Below are 20,041 nucleotides of genomic sequence, written 5' to 3' on the forward strand. Positions count from 1 at the left end.
CGTTGAGGATGATCCGCGGCGCCGCCCGGGCCGCCCGCGGCAGCAGCGCGGCGGCCGCCGCGGCGCCGCCGCCCGCGAGGATCCCGCGCCTGCTCGGTCCTGTCCCGGCCATGCCCACCCTCGATTCGCGCCGGCGGGGCGACCGGCTCGCCCCGCCGGCCAACCCTGCGACGGGTTCGGATCCGGCGGCGTGAGATCACGCACGGAGCGCGGCGCGCCGCCGGCCGGGACGATGCCACGCCGTCCCCGGCGCGGTCGAGCGCCCGTGCTCCGTCCGTCGGCGCCGCGCGCCGATCCGTCCTCAACCGCGATTCTTCGACGGGTCGCGGATCGCGACGTTGACAGGCGTCCGGGGCCACGGCACGGCGGCGGAGGACCCGCTTGGCCGGAGCCCACGATCGCCGAGGAGGGAGATCCGCCATGCCGTCAGGCGCTTCGAACCGGACGGCAGGGGAGGCCTCGCGGCCGGAGCGGGAGCCGGTCCTGCTGCAGGATCCGCACGCCGTCCGCGAGCCGCGCGAGAACAACCTCGAGCGCGCGATCGGCCACGCGGTGCGCGAGCGCCGGAAGCGGCTCGGCATCACCTCGGCGGACCTCGCCGCGACGACCGGCCTGTCGCCCGGCATGCTGTCGAAGATCGAGAACGGCAACATCTCGCCGTCCCTGACGACGCTGCAGCTGCTCGCCCAGGCGCTCGGCATGCCGATCACCGGCTTCTTCCGCGGCTACGAGGAGGTCCGCAACGCGGTCTTCGTCAAGGCCGGCGAGGGGATCGAGCTGGAGCGGCGCGGCACGCGGGCCGGGCACCAGTACAACCTGCTCGGGCACATCCACGAGAACACCAGCGGCGTGACGGTCGAGCCGTACCTGATCACGCTCACGACCGATTCGGACGTGTTCCCGACCTTCCAGCACCCGGGCCTGGAGTTCCTCTACATGCTGGAGGGCGAGGTGCTGTACCGGCACGGGGACCGGCACTTCCACATGCAGCCCGGCGACAGCCTGTTCTTCGACGCCGATGCCCCGCACGGGCCGGCGGAGCTGCTCGTGCTGCCGGCCCGCTACCTCTCGGTGATCGCGTATCCGCAGTCGGGCCGCACCGGCTGACGGGCTGTTCTGTTCTCAGGAAGAAATCTTATTTCTTGAGGGTTGATTTCCGCCGCGCAGGCCGCCTATGCTCCGGGCGAACCCGCGACGGAGGTGGTGCCATGTGCGGCATCGTCGGATTGTTCCTGAAGGACCCCGCCCTGGAGCCGCGGCTCGGCGCGCTGCTCTCCGACATGCTCGTTACCATGACGGATCGGGGGCCGGACTCGGCCGGTCTCGCGATCTACGGGCCGCCGGCCCCCGGCCTGTCGAAGATCACCGTGCAGTCGGCGCGCCCGGAGGCGGATTTTCCCTCGCTGGAGCAGCGCCTCGCGGAGGCCTCCGGCGGCTCGGCGCGGGTGGCGGTGAAGAGCTCGCACGCGGTCATCACCGTGGCGTCCGACCGCCTCGCCGCGACGCGCGCCGCCCTGAAGGGCCTCGCGCCCGATCTGCGCGTGATGGGCGCGGGCGAGAGCGTGGAGATCTACAAGGAGGTCGGCCTGCCGCGGGAGGTGGTGGCGCGCTTCGGCATCGCCGGGATGTCGGGCACCCACGGGATCGGCCACACCCGGATGGCGACGGAATCGGCCGTGACCACGATGGGCGCGCACCCGTTCTCGACGGGCGCCGACCAGTGCCTCGTGCATAACGGCTCGCTGTCGAACCACAACAACCTGCGCCGGAGCCTCGCCCGGGACGGCATGGCCTTCGAGACGGAGAACGATTCCGAGGTCGCGGCGGCCTATCTCACCACCGCGATGGCGCGGGGCCGGGACCTCGGCGCGGCGCTCGCGGGGGCGCTCACGGATCTCGACGGGTTCTTCACCTTCGTGGTCGGCACCAAGTCCGGCTTCGGCGTGCTGCGCGACCCGATCGCCTGCAAGCCGGCGATCATGGCCGAGACCGAGCGCTACGTCGCCTTCGGCTCGGAGTACCGGGCGCTCGTCGGGCTGCCGGGGATCGAATCCGCCCGCGTCTGGGAGCCCGAGCCGGCGACCGTCTATTTCTGGGATCAGCGGCAGGCCGCCTGAGCCGCCACGCTTCCGCCCTTCCACGGATCTCGCTTATGCCCGTCTTCGATCTGGCGGCGACGCCCCTGCGCGCCCTGAACCAGGCCCTCCACGGCGTCTCCGTCGGCGCCAACGACACCGAATTCGAGGTGCTGAACCCGCGCGGCCAGCACGCGGTGGCGGTCGGGATCGACGGCCCCGTCACCGTCACGGTGCGCGGCCCGGTCGGCTATTACTGCGCCGGCATGAACGACGGCGGCACCGTCACGGTGCAGGGCTCGGCGGGCCCCGGCGTCGCCGAGAACATGATGTCGGGCACCGTGGTGATCGAGGGCGACGCCTCGCAATATGCCGGGGCGACCGGGCGCGGCGGCCTCCTGGTCATCAAGGGCAACGCAGCCTCGCGCTGCGGCATCTCCATGAAGGGAATCGACATCGTCGTGCACGGTTCGATCGGGCACATGTCGGCCTTCATGGGCCAGTCCGGCTCCCTGGTGGTGCTGGGCGATGCCGGCGAGGCGCTGGGCGACTCGCTCTACGAGGCGAAGCTGTTCGTCCGCGGCAGCGTGAAGAGCCTCGGGGCCGACTGCATCGAGAAACCGATGCGCCCTGAGCATCTGGAGCACCTCGCCGTCCTGCTCGACCGGGCCGGGGTCACGGACGTGCGGCCCGAAGAGTTCCGGCGCTACGGCTCGGCCCGCACGCTCTACAGCTTCAACATCGACAACGCCGACGCCTACTGAGCGGGAGACCGGGCATGACCTACCAGAACCCGCCGATGCCGCCGCGCAAGTCGGCGACTTTCGACGACCACACCCTGGCGGAGATCCGCCGGGCGGCGGCCACCGGCATCTACGACATCCGCGGCGGCGGCACGAAGCGCAAGCTCCCGCATCTCGACGACCTGCTGTTCCTCGGCGCCTCGATGTCCCGCTATCCCCTGGAGGGCTACCGGGAGACCTGCGGGACCGGCGTCACCCTCGGCACGCGGTTTGCGAAGACGCCGATCGCGTTGAAGATCCCGATCACCATCGCCGGCATGAGCTTCGGATCCCTGTCCGCCAACGCCAAGGAGGCGCTGGGCCGCGGCGCGAGCCTGGCCGGCACCTCCACCACCACGGGGGACGGCGGCATGACCGACGAGGAGCGCGGCCATTCCGACATCCTCGTCTACCAGTACCTGCCCTCCCGCTACGGCATGAACCCGCGCGACCTCCGGCGCGCCGACGCCATCGAGGTGGTGGTCGGCCAGGGCGCGAAGCCCGGCGGCGGCGGCATGCTGCTCGGCCAGAAGATCTCCGACCGGGTCGCCGCCATGCGCGACCTGCCCAAGGGCATCGATCAGCGCTCCGCCTGCCGGCATCCGGACTGGACCGGCCCGGACGATCTCGAGATCAAGATCGGCGAACTGCGCGAGATCACCGACTGGGAGAAGCCGATCTACGTGAAGGTCGGCGGCGCCCGGCCCTATTACGACACCGCGCTCGCCGCGAAGGCCGGGGCCGACGTCGTCGTCCTCGACGGCATGCAGGGCGGCACGGCGGCGACCCAGGACGTGTTCATCGAGCATGTCGGCCAGCCGACGCTCGCCTGCATCCGCCCCGCCGTGCAGGCGCTGCAGGATCTCGGCCTGCACCGGAGCGTGCAGCTCGTGATCTCGGGCGGCATCCGTTCGGGCGCGGACGTCGCCAAGGCCATCGCGCTCGGGGCGGACGCGGTCTCGATCGGCACCGCCGCGCTCGTCGCCATCGGCGACAACGACCCGGCCTACGAGGAGGAGTACCGCGAGCTCGGCTCCACCGCGGGTGCCTACGACGACTGGCACGAGGGCCGCGACCCGGCGGGCATCACCACGCAGGACCCCGAGCTGGCGGCCCGCCTGGACCCGGTCCGCGCCGGCCGGAAGCTCGCCAACTACCTGAAGGTCATGACCCTGGAGGCGCAGACCATCGCCCGCGCCTGCGGCCACAACCACCTGCACAATCTGGAGCCCGAGGATCTCGTGGCGCTGACGCTCGAGGCCGCCGCCATGGCCCGCGTGCCGCTGGCCGGCACCGACTGGTACCCGGGCAAAGCGGGCTTCTAGAGCCCTTCAACCCCGCCGGTCGCGCCGGAACGGGGCGCGGCCGGCCCCCAACCGATCCGCGCTCAGGGGGCTGCCGTGACGACCGACCTTTCCGCCTACGCCGCCGAGCACGGCGTGAAGTACTTCATGATCTCCTACACGGACCTGTTCGGCTGCCAGCGCGCCAAGCTGGTGCCCGCGCAGGCGATCGGCGCCATGCAGCGCGACGGCGCGGGCTTCGCGGGCTTCGCCACCTGGCTCGACCTGACCCCGGCCCACCCCGACCTGTTCGCGATGCCGGATGCCGCCTCGGTGATCCGCCTGCCCTGGAAGCCGGACGTCGCCTGGGTGGCGGCCGACTGCACCATGGCGGACGCCCCCGTCGACCAAGCGCCCCGGGTGGTGCTGAAGCAGCTCGTGGCGCGGGCCGCCGACGAGGGTCTGCGGGTCAAGACCGGCGTCGAGGCCGAGTTCTTCCTGCTGAGCCCGGACGGATCGGCAATCTCGGATCACCACGATCGGGCGGAAAAATCCTGCTACGATCAGCAGGCGCTGATGCGCCGCTACGACGTGATCGCCGAGATCTGCGACCACATGCTGGCGCTCGGCTGGAAGCCCTACCAGAACGACCACGAGGACGCGAACGGCCAGTTCGAGATGAACTGGGAATACGACGACGCGCTGGCCACCGCCGACAAGCACGCCTTCTTCAAGTTCATGGTCCGGTCGGTGGCCGAGCGGCACGGCCTGCGGGCGACCTTCATGCCGAAGCCGTTCCCGGGGCTGACCGGCAACGGCTGCCACTGCCACGTCTCGGTGTGGAACGCGGCCGGCACCGTGAACGCCTTCGCGGATCCCGAGATGCCGTTCGGCCTCTCGACCCGGGGCCGGCACTTCCTCGGCGGGATCATGCGGCACGCGCCCGCGCTCGCCGCGATCACCAACCCGACGGTCAATTCCTACAAGCGCATCAACGCGCCGCGCACGATCTCGGGCGCGACCTGGGCGCCGAACGCCGTGACCTGGACCGGCAACAACCGAACCCACATGGTGCGCGTGCCCGGGCCGGGCCGGTTCGAGCTGCGCCTGCCCGACGGGGCGGCCAATCCGTACCTGCTCCAGGCGGCGATCCTGGCCGCGGGCCTGGACGGCCTGGCGTCGGCGGCCGATCCCGGGCCGCACAGCAACGTCGACATGTACCGCGACGGCCACGCCGTCACCGGCGCGCCGCGCCTGCCGCTCAACCTGCTGGACGCGCTGCGGGCCTTCGAGGCCGACGAGGCCCTGCGGGACAATCTGGGCGGCGCGTTCTCCGTCGCCTACCTCAAGTTGAAGCAAAATGAGTGGGACAGCTACTGCGCCCATTTCACCGCCTGGGAGCGCGAGACCACGCTCGATGTCTGAGCCGGTACTGCCGGTGACGGGCCGAACGGCGGACCGGCTCTTGCAAGGCCCAGATCGATCCCGGCGACGGGGAGCGGGACGCGGACCGACATGCGTGTGATCCATCGTATCCTGGGCAGCCGGCACGAATCCGGGATGGCCCAGCGCCTGCACCATCTCGCGCATCACGGCGCGGTGGACGTGCTCGTCGTTTCGAGCACCGACGTCGCCCGGCGGCGGATCCGCGCGACCACCCAGTCCGGCGAGGAGATCGCCCTCGCCCTGCCGCGGGACGAGCCGCTCTTCGACGGGGCCGTGCTGGCGCTGGACGCGGACCGCGCCCTCGTCGCCCGGGTCGGCTCCGAGCGCTGGCTCCGCCTCGTCCCGGACAGCCAGGCCGCCGCCCTCGAACTCGGCTACCACGCGGGCAACCTCCACTGGCGGGTGCGCTTCGCCGACGGGGCGCTCCTGGTGGCCCTGGACGGGCCGGCCGACGCGTACCTCGTCCGCCTCGGCGCCCTCGTCACCGACCGGCAGGTGACCCACACCATCCTCGACGAGGCGGCGCCGTGCTGAGCCGGCTCCTGGCGTTCCAGCAGGCCGACGCCGCCTTCCCGAGCGGCAGCTTCGCCTTCTCCAACGGGATCGAGGGTCTCGTCGCGGGCGACCCGGCCTTCGACACGGGGAGCCTGACGCGGACGCTCACGGCCCTCGTGCGCTTCCGGTGGGCGGAGAGCGACCGCGTCGCCCTGATCCTCGCCCACCGCGCCGGCCCCGATCCGGCCCGGCTCGGCCGCATCGACGCCGCCGTGGAGGCGGCCACCCTCGTCGAGGCGATGCGCACCGGCAGCCGGCGCAACGGCGCCTCCCTGCTGACCACCCACGCGCGGCTGGCGACGCCCGGCGCCGGGGACATCCGCGCCGCGATCCGGTCCGGGCTCATGCTGGGGCACCTCGCCACCGTGCAGGGCGCCCTGTGGCGCGGGCTGGGCCTGTCGGAAGCGGAGGCGGCGGCCGTCGCCGGCTACCAGCTCGTCTCCGGCCTGGTCTCGGCCACGGTCCGGCTCGGTCAGGTGGGCGCCATCCAGGGCCAGCAGGCCCTCCAGGCGGTGCTGCCGCTCGTCGCGGAGATCGCCGAGCGGCCGGTGACCGAGGACCCCGACGGCGCGATCGTCCTCACGGGCTTCACGCCGCTGATCGAGATCGCCGCGATGCGGCACGCGCGCGCCGACCTGCGCCTGTTCGCCAACTAGGGAGCGGGTGATGCTGCTCACGCCCACCGAGCTGGAACGTCTCACGATCTTCACCGCGGCCGAGCTCGCCCGCAAGCGCCGGGCCCGCGGCCTCAGGCTCAACTACCCGGAGGCGGTGGCGCTCATCACCGACGAGATCCTGGAGGGCGCGCGCGACGGGCGCAGCGTCGCCGACCTCATCGGCTGGGGCTCCACGATCCTGTCGACCGAGGACGTGATGCCGGGCATCGCCGCCATGCTGCCGATCCTGCAGGTCGAGGGCGTCTTCCCGGACGGCACCAAGCTCGTCACGGTCCACGAGCCGGTCCGCGCCCGGGCGGGCGCCCCCGCCGACACCCTGGAGCCCGGCGCGATCCTGCCGGCCGACGGCGCGATCGAGCTGGCCGCGGGCCGCCCGCGGGTCACCCTCGACGTCGTCAACACCGGCGACCGGCCGGTCCAGATCGGCTCGCACTACCACTTCTTCGAGGTGAACCGGGCGCTCGACTTCGACCGGGCGGCGGCCCTGGGCCACCGCCTCGACATCCCGGCCGGGACGGCGATCCGCTTCGAGCCGGGGCAGCGCAAGACCGTGACGCTGGTCGGCTTCGGCGGCGCCCGGGAGCTGACCGGGCTCAACGACCTGACGCAGGGGACCCTGCCCGACGACGCGGCGCGGGCGGCGGCCCTCGCCCGCGCCAAGGCCCGCGGCTTCAAGGGCGCCTAGGGAGAGTGCCATGGTGACGATCCCGCGCCGCGACTACGCCGCCCTCTACGGGCCGACCACGGGGGACGGGGTGCGGCTCGCCGACACCTCCCTGGTGGCGGTCGTCGAGCACGACCACGCCGTCTACGGGGACGAGTGCCTGCACGGCGGCGGCAAGACCCTGCGCGACGGGATCGGGATGGCGCCCGGGGTGACCGCCGCGCAGGGGGCGCTCGACTTCCTCCTCTGCAACGTCGTGGTGATCGATCCCGTCCTCGGCATCCGGAAGGGCGATCTCGGCATCAAGGACGGGCGGATCGTGGCGCTCGGCAAGGCCGGCAACCCGGCGATCATGGACGGCGTCGACCCGCGCCTGATCGTGTCGGCCGGGACGACGGTGCGCGACTGCGAGGGCCTGATCGCGACGCCCGGGGCCATCGACGTGCACGTGCACTTCGACTCCGCCGGCCTGCCGGACCACGCGATCGCCTCCGGCGTCACGACCCTGCTCGGCGGCTCGCTCGGGCCGATCACCGTCGGCATCGATTCCGGCGGTCCGTTCAACACCGGCCGCATGCTCCAGGCCGCCGAGGCCTGGCCGGTGAATTTCGGCTTCCTCGGGCGCGGCAACACCCACCGTCCGGCCGCCCTGAAGGAGCAGCTGGAGACCGGCGTCCTCGGCCTCAAGATCCACGAGGACTGGGGCGCGATGCCGGCGGCGATCGACGCCTGCCTGGGCTTCGCCGACGAATACGACTTCCAGGTCCAGCTCCACACCGACACGCTGAACGAGTCGGGCTTCGTGGAGGACACGCTGGCGGCGATCGGCGGCCGCACCATCCACATGTACCACACGGAGGGGGCCGGGGGCGGCCACGCGCCGGACATCATCCGGGTCGCCGGGCTGCCGCACTGCCTGCCGTCCTCGACGAACCCGACCAACCCCTACACGGTCAACACCTTCGACGAGCACCTCGACATGACGATGGTGTGCCACCACCTCAACCCGGCCCTGCCGGAGGACGTGGCCTTCGCGGAGAGCCGCATCCGCGCCCAGACCATCGCGGCCGAGGACGTGCTCCACGACATCGGGGCGATCGCGATGCTCGGCTCCGACAGCCAGGGTATGGGCCGGATCCACGAGGTCGTCTGCCGGACCTGGCAGCTCGCCTCGAAGATGAAGGACCAGCGCGGCCCGCTCCCCGAGGAGAGGCCCGGCTTCGGCGACAATGCCCGGATCAGGCGCTACATCGCCAAGTACACGATCAATGCGGCGCGCACCTTCGGCATCCAGGACCATGTCGGCTCGCTGGAGCCCGGCAAGATGGCCGACATCGTGGTCTGGCGGCCGGCCTTCTTCGGGATCAAGCCGGAGCTCGTGATCAAGGGCGGCTTCATCGCCTGGGGCGCGATGGGCGATTCCGCCGCCTCGCTCATGACCTGCGAGCCGGTGCTGATGCGCCCGCAATGGGGCGCCTTCGGGCGCGCCAGGCAGGCGCTCTCGGCCTGCTTCGTCCATCCCCTGGCGATCGAGGCCGATCTCGGCGGCCGGCTCGGCCTGCGCAAGGCGCTCCTGCCCGCGCGCGGGACCCGCACGCTGACGAAGGCCGACATGCTCTGGAACGACGCCTGCCCGGAGATCCGCGTCGACCCGCAGACCTTCGACGTCTTCGTCGACGGCGTGCTCGCCACCTGCGAGCCGGCCCGGACCCTGCCGCTCGCCCAGCGCTACATGCTGCGCTGAGCGCCGCCGAACCCCGCCACCCCTCTCACGGCCCCGCTCCCCATGACCGACGTGACTCCCGCGAGCGCCGCCCGGATCGGGATCGGCGGCCCGGTCGGATCCGGCAAGACCGCGCTGATCGAGCGGCTGATCCCCGTGCTGCGGGCGCGCGGCGTCGATCTCGCGGTGATCACGAACGATCTCGTCACCAAGGAGGATGCCGAGCGGCTGCGCCGCTCCGGGCTGATCGATCCGAGCCGCGTCGAGGCGGTGGAGGCCGGGGCCTGCCCGCACACGGTGATCCGGGAGGACCCGACCCTCAACATCGCCGCGGGCGACGCGCTGGAGGCGCGCTTCCCGGGCCTGCAGCTGCTCGTCTTCGAATCCGGCGGCGACAACCTCGCCTCGACCTTCTCCCTCGACCTCGTGGACTGGTGGATCTTCGTGATCGACGTGGCCGGCGGCGACGATATCCCGCGCAAGCGCGGCCCGGGCGTGCTGCGCTGCGACCTCCTCGTGATCAACAAGATCGACCTCGCGCCGCATGTCGGCGTCGACCTCGACGGGATGCTCGCGGAGGCCGCGCGGGTCCGGAGCGGCAGGCCGGTCCTCGCCACGAACGCGCGCGCGGGCCTCGGCATCGACGCAGTGGCGGATGCCATCGGCCGGGCCGTCCTGTTCGCGCCCTAGCCGTGCCCGACGACGTCCAGACCGGCCGCCGCGCGACGGCCCGCCTCGGCTTCGTCCGCGGCGGCGGGACCAGCGTGCTCGCCGACCAGCACGTGCCGTACCCGTTCCACATCACGAGGCCGTTCCGCCTGTATCCGCAGCGGCCGGAGCTGATCACGCTGTACCTGCAATCGGCCTCCGGCGGCCTCTACCGCGGCGACCGTCTCGGCCTCGACATCGCGATGGGTCCGGGCTCGGCGGCGCACGTCACCACCCAGGCCGCCACGGTCGTCCATCGCAGCGCCGACCAGCCGGCCCGCCAGGACACGCGGATCCGCGTCGGCGCGGACGCCTTCCTCCACTGCGTGCCCGATCCCCTGATCCTGTTCCCCGGCGCCGCCCTCTCGGCCTCGACCCGGGTCACGCTCGAGCCCGGGGCCCGCGCCGTCGTCTCCGAGAGCATCGCCTGTCACGACCCGGAGGGCCGCGGCAGGCCGTTCGAGCACGTCGAGCTCGCCCTCGGCATCGAGACGACGGCGGGGGCAGTCCTGGTCCGCGAGCGGGCGCGCATCGCCGGCGCCGAGTTTTGCGATCCGGCCTCGCCGCTCGGCCCGTGGCGGGCCTACGGCGCCCTCGTCATCCTCGGCCCGGCCCCGTGCCTGCCGGATCCCGGGGACGTCCAGGCCGCGGCCGACCGCACCGGCTGTCGGGCCGGGCTCAGCCCGCTGCCGAACGCGGCCGGGCTCGGCCTCCGGCTCCTCGCGCCCGAGGCGGGGCCCTGGCGGGGGGGGCGGGGGGCGCCCGCCGGTCGCGCCTTCGCGGCGCTGACCGGTCTCGCCCCGGCGCGCCGTCGCAAATAGGAAAGCGACGCCCGGGAGCGCCGCCGCCGATATGGGCAGGGTGCCGATGTTTTCATCTTGCGAAATTTATTTTCTTTGGAAGAAATGTGCTGAAGGAGACGATCCCGTGCGTGACGGCTGATCCGGTGCGGACGGGGCGGCCCACCTTCTCGAACGATCCGAAGGATTTGCCCGCCATGGCGACAGACGATCCCGCGCACTTCACCCTCCGCCGGCGCCTGCTGCTCGGGCTGGCGGCGGCCCCGCTCGCGGCATCGCTGCCGCGCGTCGCGGCGGCCGCCGAGGCCGGCGCGCTGGCGGTGACCGACAGCGAGGTGACGGTCGGCATCCTGCACTCGATCACCGGCACCATGGCGATCTCGGAGACCGGGCCGAGCCAGGGCGAGAAGCTGGCGATCCAGCAGATCAACGACGCCGGCGGCGTGCTCGGCCGCAAGATCAAGATCATCCAGGAGGACGGCGCCTCCGACTGGCCGACCTTCGCCGAGAAGGCCAAGAAGCTCCTCGTCAACGACCACTGCGCCGCCGTGTTCGGCTGCTTCACCTCGGCCTCGCGCAAGGCGGTGCTGCCGGTCTTCGAGCAGTACAACGGCCTGCTGTACTACCCGACCTTCTACGAGGGCCTGGAGCAGTCCAAGAACGTCTTCTACACCGGCCAGGAGGCGACGCAGCAGATCCTCGCCGGCCTCGACTGGGTCCACAGGGAGAAGGGTGGCGACAGCTTCTACTTCATCGGCTCCGACTACATCTGGCCGCGCACCTCCAACAAGATCGCCCGCCGGCACATCGAGACCGTGCTGAAGGGCAAGGTCGTCGGCGAGGAGTACTTCCCCCTCGGCCACACGCAGTTCAACTCGGTCATCAACAAAATCAAGCTCACCAAGCCCAAGGTGATCTTCGCCACGATCGTGGGCGGCTCGAACGTGGCGTTCTACAAGCAGCTCAAGGCGGCCGGCATCGACCTCTCGAAGCAGGTGCTGATGACGCTGTCGGTGACCGAGGACGAGGTCGACGGCATCGGCGGCGAGAACATCGCCGGGGCCTACTCGTGCATGAAGTACTTCGAGTCGATCCAGAACGAGAACAACAAGGCGTTCGTGGCCGCGTTCAAGAAAATGTGGGGCGAGAAGACCGTCATCGGCGACGTGACGCAGGCGGCCTATCTCGGCCCGTTCCTGTGGAAGATGGCCTGCGAGAAGGCCGGCTCGTTCGACGTCGACAAGGTCGTGGCGGCCTCGCCGGGCCTGGAATTCAAGGGGGCGCCGGAAGGCTACGTGAAGATCGACGAGAACCACCACCTCTGGTCGAAGACCCGGGTCGGCCGGGCCAAGCCCGACGGCCAGTTCGAGATCGTCTACACCAGTCCCGAGCTGATCAAGCCCGATCCCTTCCCGAAAGGGTACCAGTAGGCCAGGCTGACGGCTGCGAGGATATCGGTGGCCGGCCGGGTCCGGATGACCGGTTCGGCGTGTCGGTCGTGCCCGGCGATGTCGCGTTTGATCGCCGCCTGCAGGTCGACGACGCCGATGACGGGGCCGCGCCGCGTGTCCGTCGTCGGAAGATCTGGGACGCCTTGAGGCGCCCAGGGACGGAGGCTGTGGTCCAGCCGGGTTGGCCGCCGCCGCCACGCCTCGATCTCGCTCCTCGCGGCGGCCGACGACGAGAACCAGTTCGCGTTCAGGCACTCGTCCCGCGGGCGACCATTGAACGAGTCGACCAGCGCGCTTGTGCCGGTCCGGCTCAGGCCGGCGTGACAGCCGTCGTCCCACGTCGGGAGATGTGCACGTTGCGGTAGAGGGTCAGGGCGCCCACGATCGAGAACAGGGCCGCACAAGCGAGCCAGAGGCCTGGCATGGCTCGATTCCCCGTTGCGTGGATCAGATAGGTACAGATCGCCGGGGTGAAGCCGCCGAAAATTGCCTGTGCGAGACTGTAGGCCAGGGAGAAGCCTGTGGCGCGAACCTCGGCCGGCATGATCTCGGTCAGCGTGACGACCATCACCCCCTGGTAGCCGCCATACAGGAACGACATCCACATGAGGGCGGCCAGCAAGCGGCCGAAGGACGGGTCTGTCACGAGCCACGCCATGACCGGGTAAGCCGTGAGACCGATCAACACCGAGAAGGTCAGGAGCACCGGAAGCCGCCCGACCCGGTCCGACACCGCCCCCATAACGGGCACCCAGACGAAGTTCGCCACGCCGACGCAGACGGTGACCACGAAGCTGTCATGCGCACTCAGGCCGAGAACCTGACGCGCGTAGGTCGGGGTATAGGCCGTGATCATGTAGAAGAAGACGCTCGTCAGTGTGACGAGCAGCACCGCCTTGAGCACGATCGCCCAGTTCTGGAGAAGTGACCGGTAGATCTCGCCGAGGGTGACGCGGCGATGCTTCGCCCGCTGCGCAAAATCCTCGCTCTCCTGCATCGAGCGCCGGATCCAGAACAGGACGGGGATGATCAGGCAGCCGATCAGGAACGGAATGCGCCATCCCCAGGCGAGCATCTGCTCCTCCGTCAGGAAGCCGCGCAGGGTCACGCCGATAACGGCGGCGAAGACCACGGCGACCTGCTGGCTCGCCGATTGCCAGCTCACGTAGAAGCCGCGATTCCCCGGCGTCGCGATCTCCGACAGATAGACCGAGACGCCGCCGGACTCGGCGCCGGCGGAGAACCCCTGCAGCAATCGGCCGATCAGGACGAGAACGGGGGCGGCGATGCCGATCGACGCGTAGGTCGGCGTGAACGTGATGAGCGCGACGCCCACCGACATGATGGCGAGGCTCATGACCAACCCGGCTCGTCGGCCGTGGCGGTCGATATAGGCGCCGAGCACGATGGCGCCGAGCGGACGCATCAGGAAGCCGATCCCGAAGGTGGCCAACGACAGCATCAACGAGACGTACTCGTTGTCGTTGGGAAAGACGGCCTTTGCCACCGCAGCGGCGTAGAAGCCGTAGACCATGAAATCGAACATTTCGAGGAAGTTGCCGCTCACTACGCGGAAGACGTCCTTCTTCGAGGGCGGTCGCTGCGCCGAAGCGTCCATGGTTTCTCTCCCGTCAATGGATCGGCCTCCTCTTCGGAAGGCTGTGCCAGCCTGAGAACGACGCGCATTGTTCTATTATTTATAACGACGTATCAGGAATTGACAGGCTATGAACGCCCCGGCCTGCAGTCAATGGAGAAACTGCAGAATTCGCGACTGCGCGGCCTGTATTCGAGAAACCGCTAGCGTTGTTGCAGCTCGTTCGGGTGACTGCACTTGACGAGGCGTGACGGGCAACGCTAGCTTCTACCAGAACGACGTTTCGAATGTTGGAACGATGGACAGCACCCTCCTCAAGGGATTGATGCTCCTGGAGCACTTGGCCGGCAGCGAGACGCCCCGGGGCGTCAGCGAACTGGCGCGCGCGCTCAACCTCACGAAGAGCAACGTGCATCGCACGCTCCAGACACTGGTGGCCGCCGGCTACGTGCGCGCCCAGACCGGTGGCACCTACGCCTGCACCTTGAAGCTCTTCGAACTCGCCAGTCCCGTCGTGGCGCGGATCGACGTCCGGCAGGTCGCCGAGCCCTTCATGCGGACCCTGGCCGATCAAACCCAGGAGACCATCCACCTGTCGCTGCTCGACCGGGCGGACGTCATCTACCTGCACAAGATCGAGAGCCCCCAGCCGGTTCGCGCCTATTCGTCGATCGGTGGCCGCGCTCCGGCCTATTGCGTGGCGTCCGGCAAGGCGCTGCTCGCCTATCAGGAGGAGGCGCTGGCCCACCTGCCGGAGACGCTCCAGGTCCACACACCGCGCACGATCGCGACCCTCGCCCTCCTGCGGCGGGAACTCGAGCAGGTCCGGATCCAGGGTTTCGCGATCAATCGCGGGGAGTGGCGTGAGGGCGTCTGCGGGCTCGCCGCGATCGTCCACGATGCCATGGGCCGTCCCGTCGCGGCGATCGGTATCTCCGGGCCGGCCGATCGCCTGAATCCCACGGCGCTCCGCCGCTTCAGCGACGTGGTCGTCGACGCGGCGCGCAGCCTGTCGCGGGCCCTCGGCTACAACCCCATCACCGTCTCATCCCCTGCCGCGCCGCGGCATGCCCGAGGCTCGGCGCCCCCGCGCGCGCCGGCGGCGCTTGCCTGATCGAGGAGTAGGCCCATGCGACCGCTGTCCGGTATCCGCGTGATCGAGTTCTGCAGTGTCGCGGCCGGTCCGTTCTGCGCCATGCTGCTCGCCGACATGGGCGCCGACGTCGTCAAGGTCGAGAATCCGGACGGCGGCGACACGATGCGGGCCTGGCCGCCCCTCAACGCGGGCTTCAGCGAGAACTTCGCCTCGCTCAACCGCAACAAGCGCTCCGTGACGCTGGACCTGAAGGATCCGGCCGACAAGGCCCGCGCCCTCGATCTGATCCGCTCCGCCGACGTGGTGCTGGAGAATAACCGCCCCGGCGTGATGAAGCGGCTCGGCCTCGACTACGCGAGCGTCAGCGCCGGGCAGCCGGGCCTCGTCTACTGCTCCATCTCGGCCTTCGGGCAGGAGGGGCCGCGCTCCGCCGAGGCCGGGTTCGACCTGACGCTGCAGGCGATGAGCGGCGTGATGAGCGTCACGGGCGAGCCCGGCGCGCCGCCGGTGAAGTGCGGCGTGCCGATCTCGGATTTCGGCACCGGCCTCTACGCGGCCTACGCCATCGCGGCGGCGCTGTTCCAGGTGCGGGCGGGCGGGACGGGCGTGCACATCGACGCCTCGATGTTCGGGGCCTCGCTGGCGATGGGCGCGCTCCAGACCAGCGAGTATTTCGGCAGCGGCCGCGATCCGAAGCGGCTGGGCTCCGCCCACCCGCGCAACGCGCCCTATCAGGCGTTCCGCGCCCAGGACGGATACTTCGCCATGGCGGCGGGCAACGACGCGCTCTATCGCGCCGCCTGCGCGGCGATCGGGCGCGACGACCTCGCCGCGGATCCGCGCTTCGCCTCGACCGCCCTGCGGGCGCAGAACCAGGGGGCGCTCCTGGCGATCCTCGAGCGCGACTTCGCCGACCTCACCTGCGCCGATCTTCTCGCCCGGTTCCGTGCAGCGGGCGTGCCCTGCGCGCCGATCAACGGCTACGCCGACGCGCTGGCCGATCCGCAGGTCGCGCACATGGGCTGGGTCCAGCCGCTGAGCCTGCCGTCCGGTGCCGAGACGCGCACCTTCGTGTCGCCGCTGAAGTTCTCGGGCGAGGGCTTCCCGATCTACCGGGAACCGCCGGCGCTCGGTCAGCACAATGACGAGCTGTTCGGCGACGCCGCGCCGGCCCGCGCGCGGACGGCGTGAGGGCGGCGCCATGGACGAACTCCTGAAGGCGCGCAGCGGCGACACGCTGACCCTGACGCTCAACCGCCCCGACAAGATGAACGCTCTGTCGGCCGACCTGGTCGACGCGCTCCTCGACGCCGTGGCGGCGGCGGGCGGCGACGGGACCCGGCTCCTCGTGCTCAAGGGCGCGGGCCGGAACTTCAGCGCCGGGTTCGATTTCGGGGGCTACGAGGACCGGTCGGAGGGCGACCTCCTGCTCCGTTTCGTGCGGATCGAGCAGCTGCTCCAGGCGCTGGCCCACGCGCCCTTCGACACGCTGGCGCTCGCGCACGGGCGCAATTTCGGCGCCGGGGTCGACATGATCTGCGCCTGCGGCCGACGGGTCGGCGACCCGGCCGCCACCTTCCGCATGCCGGGCCTGTCGTTCGGGCTGGTGCTCGGCACGCGCCGCTACGCCGAGCGTGTCGGCGGCTCCAAGGCCCGGCTCGTTCTGCAGGAGGGCCGGGTGTTCGATGCCCCGGAGGCCCTGGCGGACGGCTTTCTCACCGCTGTCGCGGCGACCGAGGCCTGGCCCGGCACGGTCGCGGACGCGTCGGAGGCGGCGACGCGCCTGTCTCCCTGGGCCGGGGCGGCCCTCAACCGCGCCGCCGCCCGGGACACCCGCGCGGACGACCTCGCCGACCTCGTCGCCTCGGCCGCGCGCCCGGGGCTGAAGGACCGAATCCGCGCCTACCGCGCGGCCTGACTCGTTTCCGACCGGAGGACGCCCCGTGAGCGCCGGAACCCAGAAGATCGTCCCCCTCGCAGACCTCGCCGCCCGCGTGCCGGACGGCAGCTCCCTGGCGCTCGGCGGCAGCTTCCTGCACCGCGGCCCCTTCGCGTTCGTGCGCGAGCTGATCCGCCAGGGGCGCCGCGACCTCGAAGTCGTCAAGCAGTCGCCCGGCTACGACATCGACATCCTCTGCCGCGCCGGCGCCCTGTCGCGGGCGAAGGCAGGGATCGTGGCCATGGAAGGCAATTTCGGCCTCGCGCCCTGGTACCGCCGCGCGATCGAGTCCGGCGACGTTCGCCTCGAGGAGCACGCCTGCGCCAGCCTGACCGCCGGTCTGCGGGCGGCGGCCTTCGGCGTGCCGTTCATGCCCTGCGGCGGCATCCACGGCTCGGACCTGCCGGCGCTCAACGGCTGGACGACGATCGAGGACCCCTACGGCAGCGGCGAGGCGGTCTACGCCATCCCGCGCATCCAGCCGGACTTCGCGGTGATCCAGGCCAACGAGGTCAGCGCGTCGGGGGATGTGCGCGTCTACGGAACCTCGCACTGGGACCGGATCATGAGCCGCTCGGCCAAGCGCGTGCTCGTGGTGGCCGAGCGGGTCGCCCCGGACGCCTCCTTCCGCGACCAGCCCGAACTGACGCTGGTGCCCCACTTCCTCGTCGAGGCGGTGAGCATCGTGCCGAACGGGGCTTGGCCCGGCTCGCTCTGGCCGGATTACGAGATCGATTACCCGGCCGTGGAGGCCTACATGACCGACGCCCCGGGCGTGCTCGCCGACCACCTCGCCGCCGGCCCCGAGGCGCGGGAGGCTGCCCATGTCTGAGGCGGCGTCCAACGCGAATGAGGCCTGGTCGGGCTTTTCCTACATCGTCACCAATCTCGCCCGGTTCGTGCGGCCGAACGAGATCACCTTCAGCGGCGTGAACTCGGCCCTGCCGATGCTGGCCTGCCTGCTCGCTAAGCAGGCCTATTCGTTCGCGTTCACCTACATCAACGTCGCCGGCGGCGTCGACCCGAACCCGTCGAAGGTGCCGATCTCGTCCTCCGACCCGGTGCTCGCCGAGGGCTCGCGGGCGATCTTCGCCAACGAGGATTTCTACGATCTCTGCACCCGCGGCCTGATGGACCTGTGCTTCCTGGGCGCCGCGCAGGTCGACGGGCTGGGCCGGACGAACGTCTCCTGCATCGGCGACTGGCACGCCCCGCGGGTGCGGCTTCCGGGGGGCGGCGGCGGCGCCGTGATGCTGCCCACGGCCCGCCGGGCGGTCACGTGGCGCTCCGAGCATTCCCGCCGCACCCTCGTCGAGACCCTCGACTTCGTCACCGCGGCCGGCGGCATGCACGGCGTGGTCACGCCGATCGCCGTCTTCACGAAGCGAGAGGGCCGGCTCGTGCTGGCCTCCTGGCATCCCGAGGCGACCCTCGACGAGGTCCGGGACCGCACCGGCTTCGCGTTCTCGGCGGACGGTGCCGCCCCGACGCCCCCGCCGACCCCGGAGGAGCGGGCGGCGCTGGCGGCCCTCGACCCGGAGGGCCGGTTCGCGGCCGATGCGGGCATCCGCTTGCGCTGAGGCGCGGGGCAGACAGACGGGACAGGAGATCGCCGCCATGAGCGCTGCCATGCCGGACTCGATCAGCGCGCGGCTGCGCGCGGCCATCGCGGATCATGCGGGGACGGGCCGCACGGCGCTCTCGGGCTCCGACGTCGTATCCTATGCCGACCTCGGTGCGCGGATCGACGCCGCCGCGGGCGCGGTCCGGGACTGGGGTGTCGCCAAGGGTGACCGGGTCGGACTGATCGCGCCCAAGAGTGCGGCGGCCATCGCGGCCTATTTCGGGGCCATGCAGGCCGGCGCCTGCGTCTGCTTCCTGGAGCCGGGGCTCGCGCCGGAGGTGGTGGCCGAGCAGGCGGCGCTCGTCGGCATGCGGCATCTCATCGTCGCCCAGGTCGACGCCTCGCCCGCCGCTCTGACCGGCCTGGACGTCCGCGCACTGGACAGCCTCGCCGACGGCGCGGCCTTCGCGGCCGAGGTCGGCCCGCGGGATGAGGCCATGCTGCTTTTCACCTCGGGGAGCACCGGCCGGCCGAAGGGCGTGCTGCTGCGCCACGAAGGCCTGATCTGCAACGCCGCGGGCGTGCTCCGTCACACCGGTACGGGGCCCGAGGACCGGCTTCTCCACGTCATGCCGCTTCATCACACGAACGGCATCAACAACCAGCTGATCGTGCCTCTCCTGGCCGGAGCCGAGATCGTGCTGATGGAGCGCTTCCAGGCCGAGGCCGCCCTCGACCGCCTGCGATCTGGCGGCATCACCTACATGACCGGCGTGCCGACGATCTACGCGCGGATGCTGCCCCTGCTGCGCCCCGGGGAGCGCTTCCCGGGTCTGCGCTTCCTGCGCTGCGGCTCGGCGCCGATCACCCCGACCCTGCATCGGCAGATCGAGGAGGCCTTCGGCGTGCCGCTCCTCGTCTCCTACGGCCTGTCGGAGGCGACCTGCACCTCGACCATGAACCCGCCGGGCCGGCGTCGCATCGGCACGATCGGGACCGTGCTCGCGGGCCAGAACGTGGACCTGTTCGATCCGGTCACGGATCGCCCGGTCGAGGCCGGCCGGGAAGGGGAGATCCGCATCGCCGGCCCGGCCCTGATGGTCGGCTATCTCGGCAGCGCGGACCAGCCGATCGTGGACGGCTGGCTGCGCACCGGTGATCTCGGCCGCTTCGACGCCGACGGCTTCCTCGCCATCACGGGGCGCATCAAGGACGTGATCATTCGCGGCGGCGAGAATATCTCGCCCGCGCTGATCGAGCGGCAACTCGCTGCCCATCCGGCCATCTGCGACTGTTGCGTGGTTGGCGCCCCCGACGCGGATCTCGGCGAGGTACCGGTGGCCTTCGTGGTGCTGCGGGAGGGCGAGGGCCTCGACGAGCCGGGGCTCAAGGATTTCGTGCGCGGGTCCCTCGCGCGGATCTACGTGCCGGCGCAGATTCGCAGGCTCGACGTGCTGCCGGTCAACGGCGTCGGCAAGACCGACCGCAAGGCGCTGCGTGGCTTGTTGGCCGCTTCCTAGGACGCGTGTCTACGCGAACGGCAGACGCGAACCGCAGCGCGTCTCACCGACCCGCCTCGGTGTGGCGCACGCTCGCGGCCGACCCAGGACAGAACCGGCTCCGACCTGATTGCATCAGGCCGGCGGCTCAGGATCCTTGTTGTACCGCGCGTTCTCGCGCC

The 20,041-nt window shown here is 71.1% G+C and carries 19 protein-coding genes and 1 pseudogene; 18 read left to right on the plus strand and 2 right to left on the minus strand.

The annotated features are described in order from the left end of the window. Positions 1–420: 420 nt before the first annotated feature. The 12 genes from ACLBYE_RS10420 (at position 421) to urtA (ending at position 12,143) form a co-directional block, all read left to right on the plus strand. Complete coding sequence (locus ACLBYE_RS10420) at positions 421–1,107, plus strand: helix-turn-helix domain-containing protein (protein WP_447694115.1); 687 nt, start codon at positions 421–423, stop codon at positions 1,105–1,107. 101 nt (positions 1,108–1,208) lie between these two features. Next, the gene (locus ACLBYE_RS10425) at positions 1,209–2,117 is read left to right on the plus strand and encodes a class II glutamine amidotransferase (protein ID WP_447694116.1); all 909 of its coding nucleotides are present in this window, start codon (positions 1,209–1,211) and stop codon (positions 2,115–2,117) included. A gap of 35 nt (positions 2,118–2,152) precedes the next feature. After that, complete coding sequence (locus ACLBYE_RS10430) at positions 2,153–2,839, plus strand: GltB/FmdC/FwdC-like GXGXG domain-containing protein (RefSeq protein ID WP_447694117.1); 687 nt, start codon at positions 2,153–2,155, stop codon at positions 2,837–2,839. A 14-nt stretch (positions 2,840–2,853) separates the two neighbouring features. Then, positions 2,854–4,182, plus strand: coding sequence for an FMN-binding glutamate synthase family protein (locus tag ACLBYE_RS10435; protein ID WP_447694118.1), 1,329 nt, complete (start codon positions 2,854–2,856; stop codon positions 4,180–4,182). A gap of 75 nt (positions 4,183–4,257) precedes the next feature. Next, the gene (gene glnT / locus ACLBYE_RS10440; RefSeq protein WP_447694119.1) at positions 4,258–5,565 is read left to right on the plus strand and encodes a type III glutamate--ammonia ligase; all 1,308 of its coding nucleotides are present in this window, start codon (positions 4,258–4,260) and stop codon (positions 5,563–5,565) included. A gap of 90 nt (positions 5,566–5,655) precedes the next feature. After that, on the plus strand, positions 5,656–6,120 hold the full coding sequence (gene ureE, locus ACLBYE_RS10445) for an urease accessory protein UreE (protein ID WP_447694120.1): 465 nt from the start codon (positions 5,656–5,658) through the stop codon (positions 6,118–6,120). Then, positions 6,114–6,797 carry an urease accessory protein UreF gene (locus tag ACLBYE_RS10450; protein WP_447694121.1) on the plus strand — a complete coding sequence of 228 codons (684 nt, stop codon included), beginning with the start codon at positions 6,114–6,116 and terminating at the stop codon, positions 6,795–6,797. Before ureE ends, ACLBYE_RS10450 begins: the two co-directional genes overlap by 7 nt. Positions 6,798–6,807: 10 nt before the next feature. After that, positions 6,808–7,503, plus strand: a complete 696-nt coding sequence (locus ACLBYE_RS10455; RefSeq protein WP_056530829.1) for an urease subunit beta — start codon at positions 6,808–6,810, stop codon at positions 7,501–7,503. Positions 7,504–7,513: 10 nt separating this feature from the next. Continuing rightward, positions 7,514–9,226: an urease subunit alpha gene (gene ureC, locus ACLBYE_RS10460; protein ID WP_447694122.1), complete on the plus strand. Its 1,713-nt coding sequence runs from the start codon at positions 7,514–7,516 to the stop codon at positions 9,224–9,226. 42 nt (positions 9,227–9,268) lie between these two features. Then, positions 9,269–9,895: an urease accessory protein UreG gene (ureG, locus tag ACLBYE_RS10465; RefSeq protein ID WP_100252589.1), complete on the plus strand. Its 627-nt coding sequence runs from the start codon at positions 9,269–9,271 to the stop codon at positions 9,893–9,895. Between the two features lie 2 nt (positions 9,896–9,897). Next, the gene (locus ACLBYE_RS10470; RefSeq protein ID WP_447694123.1) at positions 9,898–10,734 is read left to right on the plus strand and encodes an urease accessory protein UreD; all 837 of its coding nucleotides are present in this window, start codon (positions 9,898–9,900) and stop codon (positions 10,732–10,734) included. Positions 10,735–10,910: 176 nt separating this feature from the next. Then, complete coding sequence (urtA, locus tag ACLBYE_RS10475) at positions 10,911–12,143, plus strand: urea ABC transporter substrate-binding protein (protein ID WP_447694124.1); 1,233 nt, start codon at positions 10,911–10,913, stop codon at positions 12,141–12,143. Positions 12,144–12,352: 209 nt separating this feature from the next. Here urtA and ACLBYE_RS10480 read toward each other — a convergent pair. Continuing rightward, positions 12,353–12,460, minus strand: a pseudogene (locus ACLBYE_RS10480) (integrase core domain-containing protein); the annotation flags it as partial. Between the two features lie 14 nt (positions 12,461–12,474). Next, positions 12,475–13,782: a tricarballylate/proton symporter TcuC gene (tcuC, locus tag ACLBYE_RS10485; RefSeq protein ID WP_447694125.1), complete on the minus strand. Its 1,308-nt coding sequence runs from the start codon at positions 13,780–13,782 to the stop codon at positions 12,475–12,477. Between the two features lie 277 nt (positions 13,783–14,059). Between tcuC and ACLBYE_RS10490 the strand changes: the two genes are divergently transcribed. The 6 genes from ACLBYE_RS10490 to ACLBYE_RS10515 are packed head-to-tail and all read left to right on the plus strand — an operon-like array spanning position 14,060 to position 19,880. Beyond that, the gene (locus tag ACLBYE_RS10490) at positions 14,060–14,875 is read left to right on the plus strand and encodes an IclR family transcriptional regulator (RefSeq protein ID WP_447694126.1); all 816 of its coding nucleotides are present in this window, start codon (positions 14,060–14,062) and stop codon (positions 14,873–14,875) included. A 15-nt stretch (positions 14,876–14,890) separates the two neighbouring features. Then, a complete protein-coding gene (locus tag ACLBYE_RS10495) occupies positions 14,891–16,048 on the plus strand; it encodes a CaiB/BaiF CoA transferase family protein (RefSeq protein ID WP_447694127.1) in 1,158 nt (385 codons plus the stop codon). A 10-nt stretch (positions 16,049–16,058) separates the two neighbouring features. Further along, positions 16,059–16,775 (plus strand): enoyl-CoA hydratase/isomerase family protein, encoded by a 717-nt coding sequence (locus tag ACLBYE_RS10500; RefSeq protein ID WP_447694128.1) that lies wholly within the window; start codon positions 16,059–16,061, stop codon positions 16,773–16,775. A gap of 25 nt (positions 16,776–16,800) precedes the next feature. Then, positions 16,801–17,628: a CoA transferase subunit A gene (locus ACLBYE_RS10505; RefSeq protein WP_447694129.1), complete on the plus strand. Its 828-nt coding sequence runs from the start codon at positions 16,801–16,803 to the stop codon at positions 17,626–17,628. Next, positions 17,621–18,376: a CoA-transferase subunit beta gene (locus ACLBYE_RS10510; RefSeq protein WP_447694130.1), complete on the plus strand. Its 756-nt coding sequence runs from the start codon at positions 17,621–17,623 to the stop codon at positions 18,374–18,376. The genes ACLBYE_RS10505 and ACLBYE_RS10510 overlap by 8 nt, the downstream gene beginning before the upstream one ends. A 37-nt stretch (positions 18,377–18,413) precedes the next feature. Further along, positions 18,414–19,880: a class I adenylate-forming enzyme family protein gene (locus tag ACLBYE_RS10515; protein ID WP_447694131.1), complete on the plus strand. Its 1,467-nt coding sequence runs from the start codon at positions 18,414–18,416 to the stop codon at positions 19,878–19,880. Positions 19,881–20,041: the final 161 nt, after the last annotated feature.

The organism is Methylobacterium sp. A52T (assembly GCF_053346095.1).